The following is an 18,984-nucleotide window of genomic DNA, read 5'->3' as shown; positions in this document are numbered from 1 at the left end:
GGTTTAGTTACTCACCAGTTCGGCGACGGGTCCCGTCATAGGCCTCACCATTGGCCCGGTGCCCGTTGACCGGCCGCGGTGAACTGTCCCGTTGCGACCCGAGTTGCTTGACCAGGGCGGCGGCGCTCGCGGTACCCGCCTGATGCTCGGCGAGGGCCCGCGCGAGCAGATCGGCGAGACCGGCGTCGGCCGGTGGTTCGTCGGCCGCGATGGCCTTGGCGTAGCTGTTGTCGCCGAAAGGTTCGGAAGCCGGCGTCCAGCTGTCCGCGTCGAACGGATCGAGCGCGGGCGGCATCCTCAGCCGCGGCAGCCACGGCCCGGTCTCCTCTTCGGAGTACGACGGCGTGTCAACCGGCGGCTCGACCTTGGGCTCGGGCTTCGGCTCGGGCTTCGGCTCAGTGGGGGGCTCCGCCCGCGACGGCTCCGCCGCGCTGTCACCGGCCGGCTCGTACCGCTCAGGCCTGTTCTGCGACGGCTCCTCCGACGGCGCCCGCCGCCGCCCACCCCCACTGGACGAAATGCCCAGCCGGTCCAAAACGGACTTGGCGGCCACCGAGCCGTGTTCCGAATCGTGCCGCGTGGTCCTGGCAGCGGGCACGGACGGCGTGTCCCACGACCGCTCGTTGTTCTCCCACCGCGGCTCCGTGGGCTCCGGCACCCGGTGTCCGGTTTCACCGGCGGCGACGTCCCTGCTCACCCGGGGCGCAGGCTCGGCGGCCGGTGCGGGAGCGAGCGGAATGTCCGGAAAGTCAGGAAGCGGCGGCAGCACCGGCGGCCGAATGGAAACCCGCGTCCACGAACTCTCGTCGGTGTCCCGAGCCGGCTTCGACTCAGCCTCGGCCTCGCGCTGAGGCTCACGGGCGGGTTCGGGCGCCCACTTGGACTCGACTTCCCGCCCATTCCCGTACTCGCTCGCCCACCGAGACTCCGGCTCACGGTCCGGCCGCTCCGATTCCGGTTCCCAGTCAGGCCCGCGCACCTGCCGGGGTGCGACTTCCCGCGCCCACGGCGGCTTCGACTCACTCGTGGCCGCCTGCGCCTGCCGCCATTCCGGCTCACTTTCGAACCGTGGCTCGGCGTCACGCCGCGACTCCGGCTCTCGCCGCAGTTCACTCTCGCGCCGCGTCCCGGATTCGAGCCACGCGTCGGCTTCACGCTGCAGCTCGGCTTCACGCCGGGCCTCGGCCTCGCGCCGCTTATCGGCTTCACGTCGTGCTTCAGCCTCATGCCGTGCTTCAGCCTCGCGCCGCAGTTCGGCTTCACGTCGAGCCGCGGCCTCACGCTGCGCGGCCTCGGCTTCACGTCGTAGCTCAGCTTCACGCCGCATCTCTGCTTCGCGCTTTGCCTCAGCCTCGCGTCGCAACTCGGCCTCACGCCGCGCCTCGGCTTCACGCTGCGCGGCCTCGGCTTCACGCCGCGCCTCAGCCTCACGCTGCGCGGCCTCAGCCTCGCGCCGCGCCTCGACCTCGCGTCGCGCTTCACTCTCGCGTCGCGTTTCAAACTCACGCCGCGTTTCAAACTCACGCCGCGCCTCAGCCTCGCGCCGCAGCTCGGCTTCGCGCCGCAGCTCAGTCTCGCGCTGCGACTCAGCGTCGGACCGCATCCCGGTTTCGCGCTGGCTAGCGGTTTCGCGCCGCGCGTAGTCCTGCTCCCGGCCCAGCACCTGCGCACGTTCCGGCTCGCGGGCATAACCCGGCTCCGGTCGGCCTTCCGGCTTCCGGACCGCGGGCGACAACAGCTCGTCGAGCTCGACGGGTGCCTGCTCCCCCGCGCCGAAATGGCCGGAAAGCAGCGCGCACGCCTGCCGCCGCGCCCGCACGTAGAGGTGCTCGGCCGCACGCGACCGGTGCAGGCAGTCGATCGCCTCGCTCGGGTTGCCGAGGCGTTCCTCGACCTGCGCGAGCTCGAGCCACAACCGCGCGGTCAGCGCGTGCAGGCCATGCCTGTCCGTGCTGTACACGGCTTCCCGCATCAACGTCGTCGCCGCTTCACTGGAACCCGAAGGCAGGAACACCCGCGTCGCGATGGCCAGCTTCAGCCACCCCGAAGGCGCCACGGCCGCGGCCCGCATCGGAGCGTCGAGCAGCGGCTGCGCGACCTCGAGCGCCATCTCGACGTCTCCGCGGTCGAGCAGGGTGCACACCAGCTGCAGTGTCAGCCGGATCCGCACCAGGCCACCGTCGTCGTCCGGCCGGTGCAACCGCTCCAGGTAGCCCAGCCCTGTCCGCGCGGCGTCAGCGGCGGCCGTCAGGTCACCATGCCGCCGCCGGTGCGCCGAAATGCCGACCCGCACGAGGCCACGCAACAGCCAGCGCGTGTCCGCGTCGAGCGTCTCGTCCGACGTGCAGAGCCTGTCCGCCTCCAGCAGCACCCGGTCCAGCTCGGCTTTCCGGCCGAACTGCGCCAGGCAGCCGACGAGATGCGACAGGGCCGCGGCCCGATGTGCCGCCGTCAGGTTCGGATCCGCCAGCACCGGCCTCAACGCGACGAGCCCGGTCAGCGGCGCGCCGACACTGCGCGCGCAGACGGCCAAGTCGATCCGCAGCCTGGCCGCGATCGCCGAATAGCCGGCGTGCTCGGCCGCGTGCAACGCCGCGACCGCGCGGCCGACTGTGGCCGCCCGCTCGCCGAGCCGCACCTTGGCCGAAACGACCTGGCTCTCCGCCCGGATCCACAGCTCGTCCGAACCCGCCGCCTCGGCCAAGGCCGCGGCGCGCTCACCGAAGACCAGCATCAGCTCGGGCGCACGCAGGTACAGCGCGTCCGCCTGCTCGACGAGCCGCCGCACCGGTTCCAGTGACCCACCCGGGGTAGCCGCAGCCCGCCCTCGCGCCGGGGACTCGGCGTAGGGATGCGATGGAACCTGCTTGCTGCTGGCTACCACGGGGGAACTCCGCTCGATCTGCGAACTAGGGGCGTGCTCGCTCAGCTGTGTTGAGCCTAAAGGCAGGCACTGTCACTAGTCGCGCTTCAGCTTGCGGTGGGTCACCCGGTGCGGACGGGCGGCTTCGGCGCCGAGACGTTCGATCTTGTTCTTCTCGTAGCCTTCGAAGTTCCCTTCGAACCAGAACCACTTCGACGGGTCCTCGTCGGTGCCTTCCCACGCGAGGATGTGGGTCGCCACCCGGTCGAGGAACCACCGGTCGTGCGAGATGACCACGGCGCAGCCGGGGAACTGCTCGAGAGCGTTCTCCAGCGAGCCGAGCGTTTCGACGTCCAGGTCGTTCGTCGGTTCGTCCAGCAGGATCAGGTTTCCGCCCTGCTTGAGGGTCAGCGCCAGGTTCAGCCGGTTGCGCTCACCACCGGAGAGCACGCCCGCCGGCTTCTGCTGGTCCGGGCCCTTGAAGCCGAACGCGGAGACGTAAGCACGCGAGGGCATTTCGGTCTGCCCGACGTGGATGTAGTCCAGCTTGTCCGAAACCACCTCCCATACCGTCTTGGCCGGGTCGATACCCGCCCTGCTCTGGTCCACATAGGACAGTTTGACCGTCTCGCCGATCTTCACCCGGCCGTCGTCCGGCTCCTCGAGCCCGACGATGGTCTTGAACAGCGTCGTCTTACCGACACCGTTCGGCCCGATGACACCGACGATGCCGTTGCGCGGCAGGTCGAACGAGAGCCCTTCGATGAGCACCCGGTCGTCGAACCCCTTGCGCAGCTTCTCGACCTCGACGACCACGTTGCCCAGCCGGGGCCCCGGCGGGATCTGGATCTCTTCGAAGTCGAGCTTGCGGTGCTTGTCCGCCTCCGCGGCCATCTCCTCGTAGCGGTCCAGCCGGGACCGCGACTTGGTCTGGCGCGCCTTGGCGTTCGACCGCACCCATTCCAGCTCGGACTTCAACCGCTTCGCTAGCTTCGCGTCCTTCTTGCCCTGGATGGCGAGACGCTCGCCCTTCTTCTCCAGGTAGGTGGAGTAGTTGCCTTCGTAGCCGACCACGTGGCCACGGTCGAGTTCCATGATCCACTGGGCGACGTTGTCCAGGAAGTACCGGTCGTGGGTGACGGCGAGAACGGCACCGGCGTAGCGCGCCAGGAACTGTTCCAGCCACAGCACGCTTTCGGCGTCCAAATGGTTGGTGGGCTCGTCGAGCAGCAGCAGGTCGGGAGCCGACAGCAACAGCTTGCACAGCGCGACCCGGCGGCGCTCACCACCGGAGAGGTGGGTGACGGGCTCGTCGGCCGGCGGGCAGCGGAGCGCGTCCATCGCCTGCTCGAGCGTCGAGTCGATCTCCCAGGCGTCGGCGTGGTCCAGCTCCTCCTGGAGCTGACCCATCTCTTCCATGAGCTCGTCGCTGTAGTCGGTCGCCATCAGCTCGGCGATCTCGTTGTACCGGTCGAGCTTGACCTTGATCTCGCCGAGGCCCTCCTCGACGTTCCCGCGGACCGTCTTCTCCTCGTTGAGCTCGGGCTCCTGCATGAGGATGCCGACGGTCGCGCCCGGCTGGATGAAGGCTTCGCCGTTGCTGGCCTGCTCGATCCCCGCCATGATCTTGAGCACGGTGGATTTACCGGCGCCGTTCGGTCCCACCACGCCGATCTTGGCGCCGGGATAGAACGCGGTGCTGACGTCGTCGAGGATGACCTTGTCCCCGACGGTCTTGCGCACCTTTTTCATGGTGTAGATGTACTCGGCCATACGAGCGATCGTAGTTCGGCCGCACCAGGCACTTGACGGCGGTCACCTCACCTTCGCCGATCCGTTCCGTCCGCCAGCGTGTGACGACGCGATCACGGCCCGTTCACGGTGAGGCCGCCGTCACTCTCGTGCCCATCCTGACGAGCGGATTCGCACCTCTTGGAGCCGCGGCGGGCCGCCAGTCGAGGAACTCCGGCTGCTCCGCCGGACGCGGCGGCGGGCGGCGCGTGAGCACGGCCGTGCACCGGTTCAGGTCGGGCGCGACGATCGAGGCCTCAAGCTCAGGTATAGCGCTAGGTTCCCCGCCGTCGCCGGGCCCGCCGTTCGACATCCGGCCGGTGACGATCACCGGATCGCCCCGGTTCATCGACATGAACACGGACTCGCCCAGCCTGCGCCAGCACACCACCCGTACCGAGAGGTTCCGGCCGTCCACCCACAGGCCGCTCTTCCTGTCCCGGCGTCTTTCCTTGCTGCGCATCCAGAAACTGACCACGTCGTGCCCGTCACGCGTCTGCCTGACCAGATCACTGACCACGTTGCCGACCATCGTGACCGTGGTTTCGCCGATCGCCATCGTCCTCACCCTTTCGCAGTGCCGGGACGTCGTGTCCCGGGCCTGCGACCAGCTTCCCGCCGGAACGGGGCCGGGAACGGCGCCGCCGGAAATCTGTGGATAACGAGGAGCGATGTGGACAACTCGGCCGGGCCGGACCCGATCCGAGCGGAATTGTCGGTGCCTTCGGCTAGGATCTTTTGCCCTTGTCCGCGAGCTGCTTGAGCATCGCGTTGTAGGCGTTGAGGTCCTCGTCGCCGGTCGCCGCCTCCCTGCGGTCCTTGCGCTTGGCCTCCCGCTCGTCCGCCCGTGCCCACTGCACCAGCAGCGCGACCAGCACCAGCAGCACCGGGATCTCGCCTGCCGCCCAGGCGATACCGCCGCCGAGCCGCTGCTCGATCAGCAGGTCACCGACCCACGGCAGCTTGAGCGAGCGATAGAACGACTCCCCGATGACGGTCTGCATGTTCATCAGGATCACGCCGAAGAACGCGTGGAACGGCATGGCCGCGAACATCATCCCGAGCTTGCCCAGCGCCGGGATCCGGCGCGGCGCCGGGTCGACCCCGATCACCGGCCAGTAGAAGAGGTAACCCACAAGCAGGAAATGCGCGTTCATCGCGAGGTGCGCCCAGTGGTAGTTGAGCGCGGAGTCGAACAGCCCGGAGAAATACAGTCCGTAGAACGACCCGACGAACAACAGCAGTGCGACCACCGGATGGGTGAGGAATCGCGAAACCGGTGAGTGCACGAAGGCGAGCAGCCATTCGCGCGGCCCCGGCGGGGCTTCCTTCCCGGCCGCAGGCAGCGCGCGCAGCGCGAGCGTCACCGGGCCACCGAGCACGAACAGCACCGGCGCGATCATGGACAGCAGCATGTGGCTGCCCATGTGGACGCTGAACATCGCGGGCGAGTACAGCCCGATCCCGGACGAAGTCGCGAACAGGAGCACGAAACAGCCCGCGAGCCAGGCCACGGTCCGCCCGACCGGCCACGAGTCACCGCGAGCGCGCAGGCGCCGCACGCCTGCCAGATACAGCGCGGCGAGCACCAGCGCGAGCGAGCCGTAGACCAGGTCGAAGCGCCAATCGAAGAGCAGCCGCGCGGCCGTCGGCGCGGCTTCGAGCGGATAGCCGATGAGGAGTTCGGTGTTGGTCGGATACGTCGTCTGCGGCGGCGGTGGCGTCTTGGCCAGCGCCGACGCGAGCCCGATCGTCACGAACATGACGACCACTTCGACCGCGGCGAGCCGCAGCAGGGTCCCGCTGTTTTCGACGACCTCGCGGACCCCGCGCTGACGCTGCTGGTGGCCGAAGACGCCGAGCAGCAGCAGCGCGACGGTCTTCGCCACCACCAGCAGTCCGTAATCCGTGGTGAACAGGTCGGACGGCGCGATGCGGACCAGCGCGTTGACCACGCCGGAGATCGCCATGACGATCCAGCACACCAGCGCCAGCTTCGAGAACCGCTGCGCCGCGAGCGGCAGCCCGGCGCCGCGTCGCCAGCCCAGCGCGAGCAACGCGATCAGGCCACCGACCCACAACGCGGCGCCGACCAGATGGAACAGCAGGCTGTTGGTGGCCATGTCGTGTGAACCGCCGCTGGCCGAGTGCCCGGTCACGGCGACCGGGATCAACCCTCCGACGGACAGGAAGAACAATGCCGCCGTCCAGCCCCACGAGAGCACGAGACGGCAGCCGAGCGCGATCAGCAACGCGATCATCGCCGTGCAGACCCAGGCTTTCGGCTGCTCGATAGCGTCGACCAGGTCGACGAGCGTCCGCGCCGAGAACATCTCCGTGACCGGCTTGCCGGCACCGTCGGCGGCGCTGAACAGGATCGACGCCGCGGCGGCCGCGCACCAGAACCAGGCCGCGATCCCCGCGGTCCGCAGTGCCGCGTACCCGCTCGGCGCGAGCGTGCCCGACTGCTGTGGCGGCACCAGGAAAGCCGCCATGAGCAGGGACCCGATACACACCACCGAAGCCGCTTCCGCGAGCACGCGGACCACCGTCACGCCATAGCGGGTGACGAGGCCGGGATCGGTCAGCCCGGTGATGACGGACCCGGCGCCACCGGTCAGCGCGATCAGGCCGACGGCCACCACCGCGGCGATGACCACGCCGACCGAGAGCAACGGCAGCACGCTGACTTTGCGCTGGGGGGTTTCAGCAGACACGTCAACGAGGGTATGCCCGGAGGGTTAGATGGTTGTGTGCGGATCATCCTGCTGCGGCATGCCGAGTCACTCGGCAACGTCGACGAACTCGCCTACACCCGGATTCCCGACCACGCGCTGCCATTGACCGAAGCCGGTCGTGAGCAGGCGCGCCAAGCCAGGCCAGTGCTCAAGGACCTGTTGAACGGCGAGCGGGTCGCCGTTTACGTCAGTCCTTATCTGCGTACGAAGGAGACATTGCGGCTGCTCGACCTCGACAGCGCTTGTGAACGGATCGTGCCCGAGCCCCGCCTGCGTGAACAGGACTGGGGCAACCTGCAGGACCCGCTCGACCAGGAGGTCCAGAAGCAGCGACGGCATGAGTTCGGCCACTTCTTCTACCGGCTGCCGTTCGGCGAGTCCGGCGCGGACGTCGACGACCGGGTCGCGGCCTTCCTCAGTGAGCTGAACTCCGCGGGCGACGGCCATCCCGAGACGACGCTGATCGTGTCGCACGGGCTGACCATCCGCCTGCTGTGCCGCCGGCTGTTCGGCTGGAGCGTCGAACTGTTCGAGTCACTGTCCAATCCGGACACCTGCGAGGTGCGCGTGCTCGAGCGGACGGCCGCCGGGTGGGCGCTGGACCGTCCGTTCGAGCAATGGCGCGAGTCACCCGACGGGCAGGTGCAGGGCCCGTTCGCGCAGCCTGGCCCGGTGCGCGAGCAGCGCGGCGGGCGCGATGCAGGCACCGACCAGTCCGATCACGACGAATGAGACCGAGAGCGACGTGAGCTCGGCGATCGCGCCGATCGCGGGCGGCCCGGCGAGGAAGCCCGTGTAGGCGATGCCGGTGACGAAGGCGATCTCACGCTCGCCGCCGCTGCCGTCGGAACGCTTGCCCGCTTCGCCTGCGAGGCTGAGCGCGATCGGGAACGACCCGGCCAGTCCCAGGCCGGCGAGCGCGAATCCGGGGTACGCGACCCACGCGACCGGTATCAACGCGGCCGCGAGCAGGCCCGCGCCCGCGATGGCGGCTCCGAGGGCGAGCGTCTTCGTCGGCCCGAAAAGCCGTTGCAGCCAAGCGCCACCGAGCCTGGCGGCGATCATCGTCACCGAGAAGGCGGAGAACGCCAGCGCGGCCGCTCCTTCGGTCATGCCGTGCACCTTGACCAGCAGCATCGCGGACCAGTCCGCGGTCGCGCCCTCGGCGATGGCCGAGCAGAGCGCGACACCCGCCAGCAGCCAGAGGGCGATGCGGCGGAACGGGATCGCGCCACCGGCGGGTGCGGGCTCGGCCGACTGGGGCTGCGACTCGCCGGGTACCCAGCGCACCACGGCCACGAGAATCGCCAGCTCGACCGCCGCGACGATGGCCAGATGCGGCGTGAGGTCGAGGCCATGCGCCGCCGCGAACGCCGAGCCGCCCGAACCGAGCAGGCCGCCGAGGCTGAACCCGGCGTGGAAGACCGGCATGATCGCGCGTCCGGTCCGCCGTTCGACCAGCACCGCGCCCATGTTCATGGCGACGTCGACGAGCCCGACCCCGACACCGAGTGCGAACAGCACCAGCCACACCATGGGAACGGTTCCCGCCACGCCCAGCAGGATCGGGATGACCGCGCTCGCCGCCCCGGCGATGATCATCACGCCGCGTGCGCCGATCCGGGCCATCAGCTTGGCCGAGAACGTCGTGGACAACACCATCCCGGCACTCGCGCCGAGCAGTGCGAGCCCGATCGCGCCGGGGCCGGCGTGCACCTGATCCGCCAGTGCGGGCACGCGTGTCGCCCATGAGCCGTACACGCCGCCGTTCAGCGCGAACACGACGAAAACCGCGATCTTCTGCCGGTCCAAGCCTGCACTCCCTCCAGTGAACCCCCTTGCCCCAGAATGACTGAAGCGCTTCAGAAAGTCCACTGGTTTTCGCTCGCACTAGACTTGCCGGAGTGACCAGCCCCCGACGCCGACGTCCGACGCTGGACGACGTCGCCGAGGCGGTCGGCGTCTCGCGGGCGACGGTGTCCAACGCCTACAACCGGCCAGACCAGCTGTCCGCCGTCCTGCGCGAAGAGGTGCTCAAGGCGGCGAAGAAGCTCGGCTACACCGGCCCGAATCCGACGGCACGCAGCCTCGCGACCAGCCGCACCGGCGCGGTCGCCTTCATGCTGGATGCCGGCCTTTCGGCGGCGTTTTCCGATCCTGCGCTTTCGGTCACACTCGACGCGCTCGCGACGGCGATCGACCCGCAAGGGCACGCGCTGCTGATGCTGCCCGGAGAGGAAGGCGGCCCGCGCGCCGACCGGATCTTGGCGGCGCAGGTGGACGTGGCCGTCGCGTATTCGCTGTCCGACGACGCGCCCGCGTTGCGCGCGGTCCGCGACCGGGGGCTGCCACTGGTGATCATCGACCAGCCGTTCGCGCGGGGTGCCGCCAGGGTGAGCGTCGACGACCGCGGCGGCGCGGCGGCCGCGGCCAAGCATCTGCTGGAGCTCGGGCACCGGCGGTTCGGGATCATGTCGGCGCAGTGCCTCGCGGCGCCGCGTGGTGGCGAGATGACCGCCGAGACGGCGTTGAACAGCCGATACCGCGACAACCGCGACCGGCTTTCCGGTTATCTGGACACACTGTCCGAGGCGGGCATTCCGGCGTCGGAGGTGGCGATCTGGGAGACCTCCGGACTGTCCATCGAGGACGCGACACCGGGCGCGCGCGGCCTGCTGGACCGGCCGAACCCGCCGACGGCGTTGCTGTGCATGTCCGATCAGCTGGCGCTGGCCGCGGTGAGCGTCGGCAAGCAGCTCGGCCTCGAAGTGCCGCGCGACCTTTCCGTTGTCGGCTTCGACGACGCGCCGCCCGCGCGCTGGTCGACACCACCGCTGACGACGGTCCGCCAAGATCTGGTCAGCAAAGGCCGGATCGCGGGCGAGCTGGTGCTGCGGCTGCTGGCAGGCGAACGGCCGCCGACGCCCACGACGCTGCCGGTGGAGCTGATCGTGCGCGGCTCGACCGGCCCTAGCACTCGCTGACACGTTTCGCAATAGGCATTTCACGATCTGTGGACAACCGGGTTAACTGAAACTACTTATCCACAGAAGTAGAAATGCGGGCTGACAATCTTCTCTCCCCGGGTCATCGTGGAATCACGGCATTCACACCACAACCGAGGGGGAATCCCATCATGGAACGACGTTTGCTCCGCGCCCGCCTGCCTCGCATGTTCGCTTTGACGGCGGCTTGCCTGATCGTCGGCGGCGGAGTCGCGCAGGCGAGCACACCGCCACCGGAGTTCGCCTGCCTGAAAGGTGAATTCTGCGCGTGGACCGATGAATTCTACGGCGGCAAGATCACCCGATTGGATTTACGCACGGCCAATCCCGAGGAATGCGTGCCACTACCCGCCGATTTCGACGGCCGCGCGTTCGCCAACCGGCTGGACCGCCTGATCACGGTCTACCAAGGCCGGGACTGCTCGACCGAAGGCGACTTCACCACGTACCCGGGAGGAGGGACCTTCGTGCCGCAGGCGCCGTTCGTGGCCAGAGCCATCCAGATCTGGGAGTGACCGGCTGAAAGCTGGGTCAGGCGGTCGTTCGCTCCTGGGCACGGATGCAGCTGAACACCGCCTGACCCGGGCCGTCCGCGCAGCGGCCCACCCCCGCGGGCGCGCCGCGCCGCCCCACCCGGCGCGCCCGCGGGCCCAGGTCAACGACAGTTCCCTGCCGATGTGAAACGATTCGGCGGTGTCGAGCGATCGAGTGGATGACGGTGACTAAGCTGCTTCGGGGTGACCAGCAGCCGTCGCCGCCGCCGGCCCTCGTAGCTCAGCTGGATAGAGCAAGAGCCTTCTAATCTCTAGGTCGCAGGTTCGAGTCCTGCCGAGGGCACATTTACCCTGGTCACAAGCGTGGCCAGGGTAGGGTACAGAGGTTCGGTACCCACTCTGGCCGGATCTCAAACCACGAATTTTCCACCGGTCGGCAGAGCCCGGCCGCAGGCTGCCCGGCCTGGGCGATCGTGTTGATTCTTAGCCTTGCTACCTAACCCGCTCAGGCGGTCAGTGACCCGAATCACGGCGGCACGGATTCACAATTCTGGGTAGTCATTCAAATACGCAGCGAGGTTTAGACCACTTGCCGTCTTGACGTGGTCGGAGCGCCGTGCGGGCGTGAAGCGGCGGGTGAGCGGCTGCCGGGCCCGGCGTCGCGGCGGAGTGCGGCGAACCGGGCAGGTTCACACCGTCGGGTGACCCGCGCCCGGGACGCGATGCTGAGGCCGAGCTCGCATTTACGAGCCCGGCCGCCGCATTTGTTGATAACGAATTCAGCGCGCGGGAGGAGATTGTCGCACCGGAGCGTCCCCATTCGCCTTTTCCGGCGTGGCGGGCTGCGGAGCCGGGGGCTTCCCGTCACCGCACATGTGCTTGTACTGCTCACGGCACGAGCGTGCGTACCGTCGCGACCCAGCGGTCATACCTCGATGATAGAAAAGAATTCGTCGGGGCACACCTTAATTCGACCTCAAGCCGGCGGCGGGAGGTATCCGTGTTCCGAAAGATCGAACCAGTTCCCCTCCGGATCGATCGCCCGATACTCGGCGAACGGACGGTCGCTGGGCCGTTGGACCGGCCGTGGCACGCCGGCGTCGGCGAACCGGTCCGAGACGATCCCGACGTCGTCCACCTGGAAACCGAAGTGGTTGAAGCCACTGGGCGCTTCGCCGTCGAGCCGCTGCTGGATCAGCGCGAGGTTGATGTACCCGTCGGTGAGGAAGTGGCTGCCGTCCGGGTCCTTGTGGAAGATCTCCATCTCCAGCCGGTCCCGGTAGAAGGTGGCGAGCTGCTCGGCGTCGCGGACGACGAAGGCGAGGTGGCGCAGGCGGGGCCGGGTCATCGGGACGCTCCTGAGGGGATGAACGGGATCATGTTGTGGAAGGCGGTGATGGACCAGCTCTCGCCGCGCCTGCTCACGACCGCCTGGGCGTGGGTCGTCATGGCGGGCTTCTCGCCCGCCGGCAAGACCGCCGAGGTGACATGCACCAGCGCGAGGTCGTCGCCGAGCGGGCGGATCAGCCGGACGTCGGGTTCCATCCGGCTGCCCGCGTACGCCGTGGCGAACAGCCGGGCATGCCCTTGCTCGACCTCGGCGCGGGTGGCCTGCTCCTCGCCGCGGACCGAGACGAAGGAGACGTCCTCGTCGAAGACCGAGGCGAACAGCCGCGCGTCGCCCTTCTCCCATGCCAGCGCCATCGTGGCCCACACACGCTTGATGGCGTCCTCGTCGGGCGCGGTCATCGGCGCGGCTCCGGGATCGGGGCGCTGACGCGCAACGGGATCGGCTCGCAGTCCGCGCTCCAGGCGGCGAGCGTGTAGTAGAAGGCGCCGTGCCTGCGTTCGAGGTAGCAGACCACATTGACGGGCCAGCCGCTGTTGCCGAAAACGTACTCGTCCATCGGTGTCGGGTGTTCGGACAGCGGACGGCACCGTTCGGATTCCGGGCCGAGCCGATGCCAGTCCGGATGCAGATGAATCGAACCGAGAATTTCCGCGCCCATTTCGTCGGCATGGCGCGAGATGCGCAACAGATCCGCGGGGTCGAGCCACCACGCGCGAACCGGATTCTCATACGCGGACCCGAAACGAGGGACGATGGCCGCCGAAAACTCCTCGGCCGCGGCAGGCGTGGTGCGGCGCGCGTTGCGACCGAACGCGATTTCCTCCACCACGTAAGAAGAACCGGCCGACCGTCCAATGAGGACAGCGAAACACGGTCTCGGCTCGTCCGCCGTGATGGCGACGTATTCCGCACGCGCGGCTCTCAGGAAATCGTGCAGCGACCGTTCGGACAACAGGACAACGGGCTGATCGACCAGCCCGTATTCGGGCGCGACTTCCAAAACAATCGACAAGGGGGACTCCACCACTGAGGTCGGGGAAGTTTCACGGTAAGGGCAGTTCGAGCCGCCACGGAACCACGCACACCTGAACGGCCTTATTACATTCGGCGATAACACGGCACCATAGATGTGGATCACGCCCGTAGAATCACGCCATGCACCTGGACTTCCGCCACCTCGAGCTCCTGGTCGCGATCGCGGAAGCGGGCACTTTGCGGCGGGCGGCGGCGGAACTGCATCTCAGCCAGCCCGCGGTGACCACGCAGCTCAAGCGCATCGAACACCACATCGGCGGCCCGCTGTTCCTGCGCAGCCCCGACGGCGTGGTGCCGACCCAGCTCGGCGCCGGAGTGATCGAGCACGCCCGCAAGGTGCTCGTCGAATTCAGCGAACTGGAGCGGCGCGCCCAGCTCAACGCCCAGCGTGACGCCGAGTACGCGCCGATCCGCGTCGGCGGTATCCCGGCGAACCAGTTCTGGTTGCTGGTCAGCGCGCTGGGCGACGCCTTCCCCGACCGTGAGATCACCAGCCGGACGGTCAAGTCGACGGCCATGCTGACCACGCTGCTCGGTTCCGGGGAACTCGACGTCGCCGTGATGCGCCGGTTCCCGCGTTTTCCGCTGCGGCTGCCCGAATCCGTGGTCCAGGCCAAGCTGCTGACCGAGCCGATCTTCGTCGGCGTCGGCCTGGACCATCAGCTCGCGGATCGCGGCGAGATCGGGCTCGGCGAGCTGGCCGACGAGACCTGGGTCATGCCGGAACCCGACGACAGCGGGATGAACGAGTTCTTCGGCACCGTCTGCGCCGACAACGGGTTCGAGCAGCGGGTCGCGCATCTCACCAACGACTCGCACATCGCGTTCGCGCTGACCGCGGCAGGCGCGGTCTGCCCGCTCTACCCGATCGGCTTCTCGCCGAGACAGGGACTGGCGACGATCCCGTTGGCGGGCAACCCGTTCTACCGCGAACTCGTGCTCGTCTGGCGGACCGATTCGCTGATCGCGCCGCAGATCGGCAGGCTTCGTGACCGGGTCAAGCAAGGGTATCTTGAACTTGTCGGTGATACTCCTGTGTACTCGGCATGGTGGGAGCGCGGCGGATCCGCCTTCGCACTTCCGTGACCGGCGAAAGGAGCCGACCTTGCCCATCAGGGGACTGAACCACGCGGTGCTCTGGGTCCGCGACGCGCACCGCAGCGCTGAGTTCTATGTGGACGTTCTCGGCTTCCGGATCGTGCACAGCACACCGAAATCCGTTTTCCTGCAGGCGCCAGAGTCGGCGAATGACCACGATCTAGGCCTGTTCGGCGTCGGTGACCAGGCCGTGCCGAGCACCGCGGGCTCGGAGCAGGTCGGGCTCTACCACCTCGCGTGGGAAGTGCCGACGCTCGCGGATCTGCGTGACTGCGCGGAAAAGCTCAAGGCGGCCGGTGCGCTCGTCGGCTCCGCCGACCACGGCACGACGAAAGGGCTCTACGCCAAGGATCGCGATGGCAGCGAGTTCGAGGTCTGCTGGCTGCTCCCGCCGGAGCTGATCGACGAGAACGCCTCGCAAGCGCGAGGCGAACTCGACATCGACGCTGAGATCGAGCGCTATGGCGCCGACACCTTAGGAGCTTGCGCCCGCGTGGGCGCTTGATCTCCGCCAAGCGCGGTCACCCAGCAACGACATCGCGGCCGGCAGCAGCACCCCACGCACGACGGTCGCGTCGACGAAGATCGCGATCGCCATGCCGGTGCCGAGCATCTTGTACTCGATGGCATTGAGCGTGACGAAGATGGCGAACACCGCGACCATGATCGTCGCCGCGCTCGTGACCACCCCCGCGCTCGTGCCGATCCCGCCGACGACGGCGTCGTGCGGACTCGCGCCTGACTGCCACCGTTCACGGATCCGGCTGAGGATGAAGATGTGGTAGTCCATGCTCAGCCCGAACAGCAGCACGAACAGGAACATCGGCAGCCAGCCAACCACGGCGCCGTACGACGTGAAGCCGAGCACCGACGAGAGGTGGCCGTCCTGGAAGATCCAGGTCAACGCCCCGTACGCGGCGCCGATCGACAGCAGGTTGAGCACGATCGAGACCAGCGGGATCCACAGTGAGCGGAATGCCCAGCCGATCAGGATGAACGCGAGCAATCCGACCGAGAGGTACACCAGCGGCGCGCGGCTGGTCACCAGCTCGGCCATGTCGTGCGGAACCGCGGTCTTCCCGGAGACCGCGAAGTCGATTCCGCCGACCTTGCCGATCGTGTCGGGCAAAGCCTTGGTGCGCAAGGCTTCCAGCGCACGGTTGGAGAGCTCGTCGGTGCCCTGCCCGGCGAGCGGCACGCGGACGACGATCGCCCTGTCGACCTTCATCACGGCCAGCGGCTCAGCCAGCAAGCCACCGCTCTGCGCGACCTGCTCGTGGAGCCCCTCGATAGCGGCGCGCACTTCGGGCGTGTCCGCTGAAGCGCCCTTGATGTCCCAGATGACCACCCGCGCCGGCAGCGGCGAGCCGGGGAACGCCTCCTGCATCCGGACGGCGGCGTCGACCGTGGGAAAGTCACGCGGCAGGCTGTTCACGACAGCGGCATCCTGCAAACGCATGCCCAACGCGGGCAAGGCCATCACGACGAGCAGCGCCACCGCGAGCCCGCCCCACAGCGCGGGCCGCTTGACCACGCCGCGAGCGACCGAAGTCCAGATCCGCGATTCGTTCGCCGGAACACGGCGCAGCACACGGCCGCGGTTCACCCGGTCCCCTAGCAGCGAAAGCAACGCGGGCAACACGGTCACCGAGCCGAGCATCGCGACACCGACGACCAGCGCGGTGCCGATCGCGCCGCCGCGCAGGTTGTCCAGCCCGACGAAGAGCAACCCGCTCAGGCAGAGCATCACGGTGACTCCGGAGACGAGCACAACGTGTCCGGACGTCTTCGCCGTGATGCGCAGCGCTTCGCTCTCACTGCGGCCTGCCGCGCGCTCTTCGCGTTGCCGTCGCAGGAAGAAGAGCGTGTAGTCGACGCCGACCGCGAGACCGATCAGCAGGATCATCGCGTAGGTCACGGAGTTGACGGCCATCCAGTGTTGCAGCACACCGACCAGCCCGACGGCCGCCAAGACCGCGGTACCGGCGAGCAGCAACGGCACGGACGCGGCGACCAGCGCGCCGAAGACCACGACCAGGATCAGAAGCGTGACCGGCAGCGAAAACAGACCTGAGCGTTCGAGGTCGACGCTGACCGCTTTGTCGACCACCCCGCTGAGGCTCAGGTCCCCGGCTTGCGCCAGGCGTACCCCGGGATGCCGCGCCGCGACCTGCGTGACAGCGTCGGTCGCGGCCTTGAGGTGAACCTTGACCTGCTCATCCGGATTCCTCAGCCCGAAGGTCACCAGTCCCGAACGGCCGTCCGCGGAAATGAGCGGGCCGCTGACGTCGGTGACCGCGTCGCGCGGAAGCGTCGCCAGCAGATCGTTCGCGGCCGCGTCGGACATCGGCTGGATGAGGACGTTCTCCCGCAGCAGCTCGGAGCCGTGCTGGGTGCTCAACGCGACCTTCGCACGACCGGATTCGCCGGGGTCGGCGCCACTCGCCTTCTCCCCCGGTATCAGCGCGCTCGCGAGCAACGACAACGCGACGAACGCCAGCCAGCCCGCGATCGCGAGCGTGCGATGCCGGACCGACCAGCCGACGACCCGTTCGGCCATCGGCTGACTGCTTTTGCGCAGCATGAACTAAAGTCCTCTCGTGAAGGAGTGTTCTGTGAGTGCTCGCCCCAGGGCGAGTTGAGCCTTCTTCGCATTACTGGGCCGTCGAGTTGCCGCTCGGCGGCCCAGTGTCGTTATTCGACTTCCTTGAGCACCTTTTCGACGCTCTTGAGCCGCGTCTGCATGTCGGCGAGTTGCCGTTCGATGTTCTCCTGACTGCTCACCGCGCGTTCGGCGAGCTTGCGGTACTCCTCCTCGCGCGCGAGGACGGCCTTCGCCCGCCACGTCGCGGCGACCTGCGAGATCGCCACCGCGATCACGACCGTCAGCAGCACGAAGATGCCGATCACGCCCGCCACTTCTCCCCAGACGCGGATGTTCATTCCTGCGTTCCCTTCTCGACGGTGAGCGTCCGCGCCGCGAGCGCCACGGATTCCGGCGTCAGCTGGAAGGCGAACGGGGTGACCTCGTAGAACTTCATCGCCTTGCCGTCCTCCGAAAACTCGAGTTGTGAGGTGACCAGCCCGGCCGCTTCCAGCTTGCGCAGGTGCACCTGCAGCAGCGCCCTGCTGATCCCCAGTTGGCGGGCGAGGCCGCTCACGTAGTTGCGTTCCCCCACGAGCGCGGCGACCACGCGCACCCGATGCGGGTTGGCCAAGGTCGCCAGCACCTGCACCAGGTCGTCCCCAGTTAGCTTCATAACCGCACCTGGCACATGCCAAAAAAAGTTAGCACATGCCGTGTCCGGTTGCGAGTGATTGAAACGAGATGACCGCGGGAAGCGATGTCCCCTCGGAATCCTGGGCAATCCCGGGCTGGGGAGAAGGGCTTGACCGTGACGGATCAACAACCCACTGGGCCGGCACCGGCCTATGGGCTACCACCAGGCCCGATGAGACCGGTGATCGACGCGCGAGGCCTCGGCATCGCCGCGTCGGCGCTGATCGGGCTGTCGGTCGTTCTCGACGGCGTCAGCGTGTGGTCGGACTGGCACACCCACCAAGTCGTGGACGGCTACCTCAACGACATCGCCGGCGTGACCCGGGCGGATCTGCTGACCGCGGACCGGATCACGCTGGTCACCTCGCTGGTGTCGCTGGCGATCATGATCGCGGCGGCGGTCGTGTTCATCGTCTGGCTGTGGCGGGTCAGGCAGAACGCCGAGGCACTGTCGATCGGCCATCATCGACACAGCCGCGGCTGGGTCGTCGGCTCGTGGTTCTGCCCGGTCGTGAACTTCTGGTTCCCGTTCCAGGTGGTCAGCGACATCTGGAAGGCGAGCAAGCCTGCCAACCGGTCCGAGCCGAACCTCGCCGCGCTGAGCGGCAGCGCCCGGCTGGACTGGTGGTGGAAGTTGTACCTCGCCGGCAACCTCGTCAACTGGTTCGCCTCGCGCATCGGCCGCGAGCCCACGATCGAGTCACTGAGGAACGCCGCGATAGCCGACACCGTGTCGTTCGCGCTGTCCACTGCGGCGGCCGTTCTGGTCATCCAGCTGATTCGGGAGATCAACGCCTGGCAGGCCGAACCGCGGCCCGCGATCTCCGGCGGTTACGCCATCGCCTGACCGAACGCCGATACCGGACACCCCACCCACGCGCGCCCAGATGTGCCCCAGTGGTCGGCTCACGTGCCTGAGCGGTCGGCTCGCGTGCCTGGAGGGTCGGGACTGTCCCTGGATGGACGGCACGCACAGGGCGCCGGTGGCCTGGTTTGGGCATGAAAAAGGCCCGGCCCCAGGAGAACCTTGTGGGTTCTCGACCGGGGCCGGGCTTTATGTTGAGTTCGGCGGCGTCCTACTCTCCCACAACCCTTCGGTTGCAGTACCATCGGCGCTACCAGGCTTAGCTTCCGGGTTCGGAATGGGACCGGGCGTTTCCCTGGCGCTATAACCACCGAAACACTACGAAACAACACACTCACTGCGTGCCGACTGATGCTGCTTGTCGGCCCACACGGTGTGGGGTTTCAGAGCTGTAGAGTGGATGCGAAGCATTTTTGTGGGCAAGCCCTCGGCCTATTAGTACCAGTCAACTCGATAACACATTA

At 68.0% G+C, this 18,984-nt stretch carries 17 protein-coding genes, 1 tRNA gene and 1 rRNA gene; 7 read left to right on the top strand and 12 right to left on the bottom strand.

Annotated elements, in window-relative coordinates:
- Positions 1-7: 7 nt before the first annotated feature.
- The 4 genes from ACFV15_RS29855 to ACFV15_RS29840 form a co-directional block, all read right to left on the bottom strand.
- Complete coding sequence (locus tag ACFV15_RS29855; RefSeq protein WP_378354346.1) at positions 8-2,788, bottom strand: hypothetical protein; 2,781 nt, start codon at positions 2,786-2,788, stop codon at positions 8-10.
- 171 nt (positions 2,789-2,959) lie between these two features.
- The gene (gene ettA, locus ACFV15_RS29850) at positions 2,960-4,636 is read right to left on the bottom strand and encodes an energy-dependent translational throttle protein EttA (protein ID WP_378354345.1); all 1,677 of its coding nucleotides are present in this window, start codon (positions 4,634-4,636) and stop codon (positions 2,960-2,962) included.
- A 103-nt stretch (positions 4,637-4,739) separates the two neighbouring features.
- Complete coding sequence (locus ACFV15_RS29845) at positions 4,740-5,213, bottom strand: single-stranded DNA-binding protein (protein ID WP_378354343.1); 474 nt, start codon at positions 5,211-5,213, stop codon at positions 4,740-4,742.
- A gap of 169 nt (positions 5,214-5,382) precedes the next feature.
- Complete coding sequence (locus tag ACFV15_RS29840) at positions 5,383-7,371, bottom strand: cytochrome c oxidase assembly protein (RefSeq protein WP_378354341.1); 1,989 nt, start codon at positions 7,369-7,371, stop codon at positions 5,383-5,385.
- 36 nt (positions 7,372-7,407) lie between these two features.
- Between ACFV15_RS29840 and ACFV15_RS29835 the strand changes: the two genes are divergently transcribed.
- Positions 7,408-8,124, top strand: a complete 717-nt coding sequence (locus ACFV15_RS29835; protein WP_378354339.1) for a histidine phosphatase family protein — start codon at positions 7,408-7,410, stop codon at positions 8,122-8,124.
- On the opposite strand, the gene ACFV15_RS29830 is transcribed toward ACFV15_RS29835, so the two are convergent.
- Complete coding sequence (locus ACFV15_RS29830; protein WP_378354337.1) at positions 8,020-9,204, bottom strand: MFS transporter; 1,185 nt, start codon at positions 9,202-9,204, stop codon at positions 8,020-8,022. The genes ACFV15_RS29835 and ACFV15_RS29830 overlap by 105 nt on opposite strands.
- Before the next feature lie 92 nt (positions 9,205-9,296).
- Here ACFV15_RS29830 and ACFV15_RS29825 point away from each other — a divergent pair, with 92 nt between their 5' ends.
- From ACFV15_RS29825 to ACFV15_RS29815, 3 genes are all read left to right on the top strand, one after another.
- Complete coding sequence (locus ACFV15_RS29825) at positions 9,297-10,376, top strand: LacI family DNA-binding transcriptional regulator (protein ID WP_378354335.1); 1,080 nt, start codon at positions 9,297-9,299, stop codon at positions 10,374-10,376.
- A 152-nt stretch (positions 10,377-10,528) separates the two neighbouring features.
- On the top strand, positions 10,529-10,912 hold the full coding sequence (locus tag ACFV15_RS29820; RefSeq protein WP_378354333.1) for a peptidase inhibitor family I36 protein: 384 nt from the start codon (positions 10,529-10,531) through the stop codon (positions 10,910-10,912).
- Between the two features lie 248 nt (positions 10,913-11,160).
- A tRNA-Arg gene (locus ACFV15_RS29815) sits at positions 11,161-11,234 on the top strand.
- A 633-nt stretch (positions 11,235-11,867) separates the two neighbouring features.
- On the opposite strand, the gene ACFV15_RS29810 is transcribed toward ACFV15_RS29815, so the two are convergent.
- The 3 genes from ACFV15_RS29810 to ACFV15_RS29800 are packed head-to-tail and all read right to left on the bottom strand — an operon-like array spanning position 11,868 to position 13,380.
- A complete protein-coding gene (locus tag ACFV15_RS29810; protein ID WP_378354331.1) occupies positions 11,868-12,239 on the bottom strand; it encodes a VOC family protein in 372 nt (123 codons plus the stop codon).
- Entirely contained in the window at positions 12,236-12,640 is a 405-nt protein-coding gene (locus ACFV15_RS29805; protein WP_378354329.1) for an SgcJ/EcaC family oxidoreductase, read from the bottom strand. The genes ACFV15_RS29810 and ACFV15_RS29805 overlap by 4 nt, the downstream gene beginning before the upstream one ends.
- Positions 12,637-13,380 carry a hypothetical protein gene (locus tag ACFV15_RS29800; protein WP_378354327.1) on the bottom strand — a complete coding sequence of 248 codons (744 nt, stop codon included), beginning with the start codon at positions 13,378-13,380 and terminating at the stop codon, positions 12,637-12,639. Before ACFV15_RS29800 ends, ACFV15_RS29805 begins: the two co-directional genes overlap by 4 nt.
- 17 nt (positions 13,381-13,397) lie before the next feature.
- Here ACFV15_RS29800 and ACFV15_RS29795 point away from each other — a divergent pair, with 17 nt between their 5' ends.
- The gene (locus ACFV15_RS29795) at positions 13,398-14,363 is read left to right on the top strand and encodes a LysR family transcriptional regulator (protein ID WP_378354325.1); all 966 of its coding nucleotides are present in this window, start codon (positions 13,398-13,400) and stop codon (positions 14,361-14,363) included.
- A gap of 19 nt (positions 14,364-14,382) precedes the next feature.
- A complete protein-coding gene (locus tag ACFV15_RS29790; protein ID WP_378354323.1) occupies positions 14,383-14,880 on the top strand; it encodes a VOC family protein in 498 nt (165 codons plus the stop codon).
- Here the strand turns inward: ACFV15_RS29790 and ACFV15_RS29785 are convergent.
- From ACFV15_RS29785 to ACFV15_RS29775, 3 genes are all read right to left on the bottom strand, one after another.
- A complete protein-coding gene (locus ACFV15_RS29785) occupies positions 14,851-16,959 on the bottom strand; it encodes an MMPL family transporter (protein WP_378354321.1) in 2,109 nt (702 codons plus the stop codon). The genes ACFV15_RS29790 and ACFV15_RS29785 overlap by 30 nt on opposite strands.
- A 110-nt stretch (positions 16,960-17,069) precedes the next feature.
- Complete coding sequence (locus ACFV15_RS29780) at positions 17,070-17,318, bottom strand: hypothetical protein (protein WP_378354320.1); 249 nt, start codon at positions 17,316-17,318, stop codon at positions 17,070-17,072.
- Positions 17,315-17,635, bottom strand: a complete 321-nt coding sequence (locus ACFV15_RS29775) for an ArsR/SmtB family transcription factor (RefSeq protein ID WP_378354318.1) — start codon at positions 17,633-17,635, stop codon at positions 17,315-17,317. Before ACFV15_RS29775 ends, ACFV15_RS29780 begins: the two co-directional genes overlap by 4 nt.
- A 192-nt stretch (positions 17,636-17,827) precedes the next feature.
- On the opposite strand from ACFV15_RS29775, the gene ACFV15_RS29770 reads away from it, so the two are divergent.
- Positions 17,828-18,502, top strand: coding sequence for a DUF4328 domain-containing protein (locus ACFV15_RS29770; RefSeq protein ID WP_378354316.1), 675 nt, complete (start codon positions 17,828-17,830; stop codon positions 18,500-18,502).
- Between the two features lie 216 nt (positions 18,503-18,718).
- Here ACFV15_RS29770 and rrf read toward each other — a convergent pair.
- Positions 18,719-18,835, bottom strand: a 5S ribosomal RNA gene (gene rrf / locus ACFV15_RS29765).
- Positions 18,836-18,984 lie beyond the last annotated feature (149 nt).

This window comes from Amycolatopsis sp. NPDC059657 (genome assembly GCF_042734395.1).
Classification (GTDB): domain Bacteria; phylum Actinomycetota; class Actinomycetes; order Mycobacteriales; family Pseudonocardiaceae; genus Amycolatopsis.
Note: the sequence above shows the minus strand (reverse complement) of the source record. Positions and strands in the feature narration are given on the sequence as shown.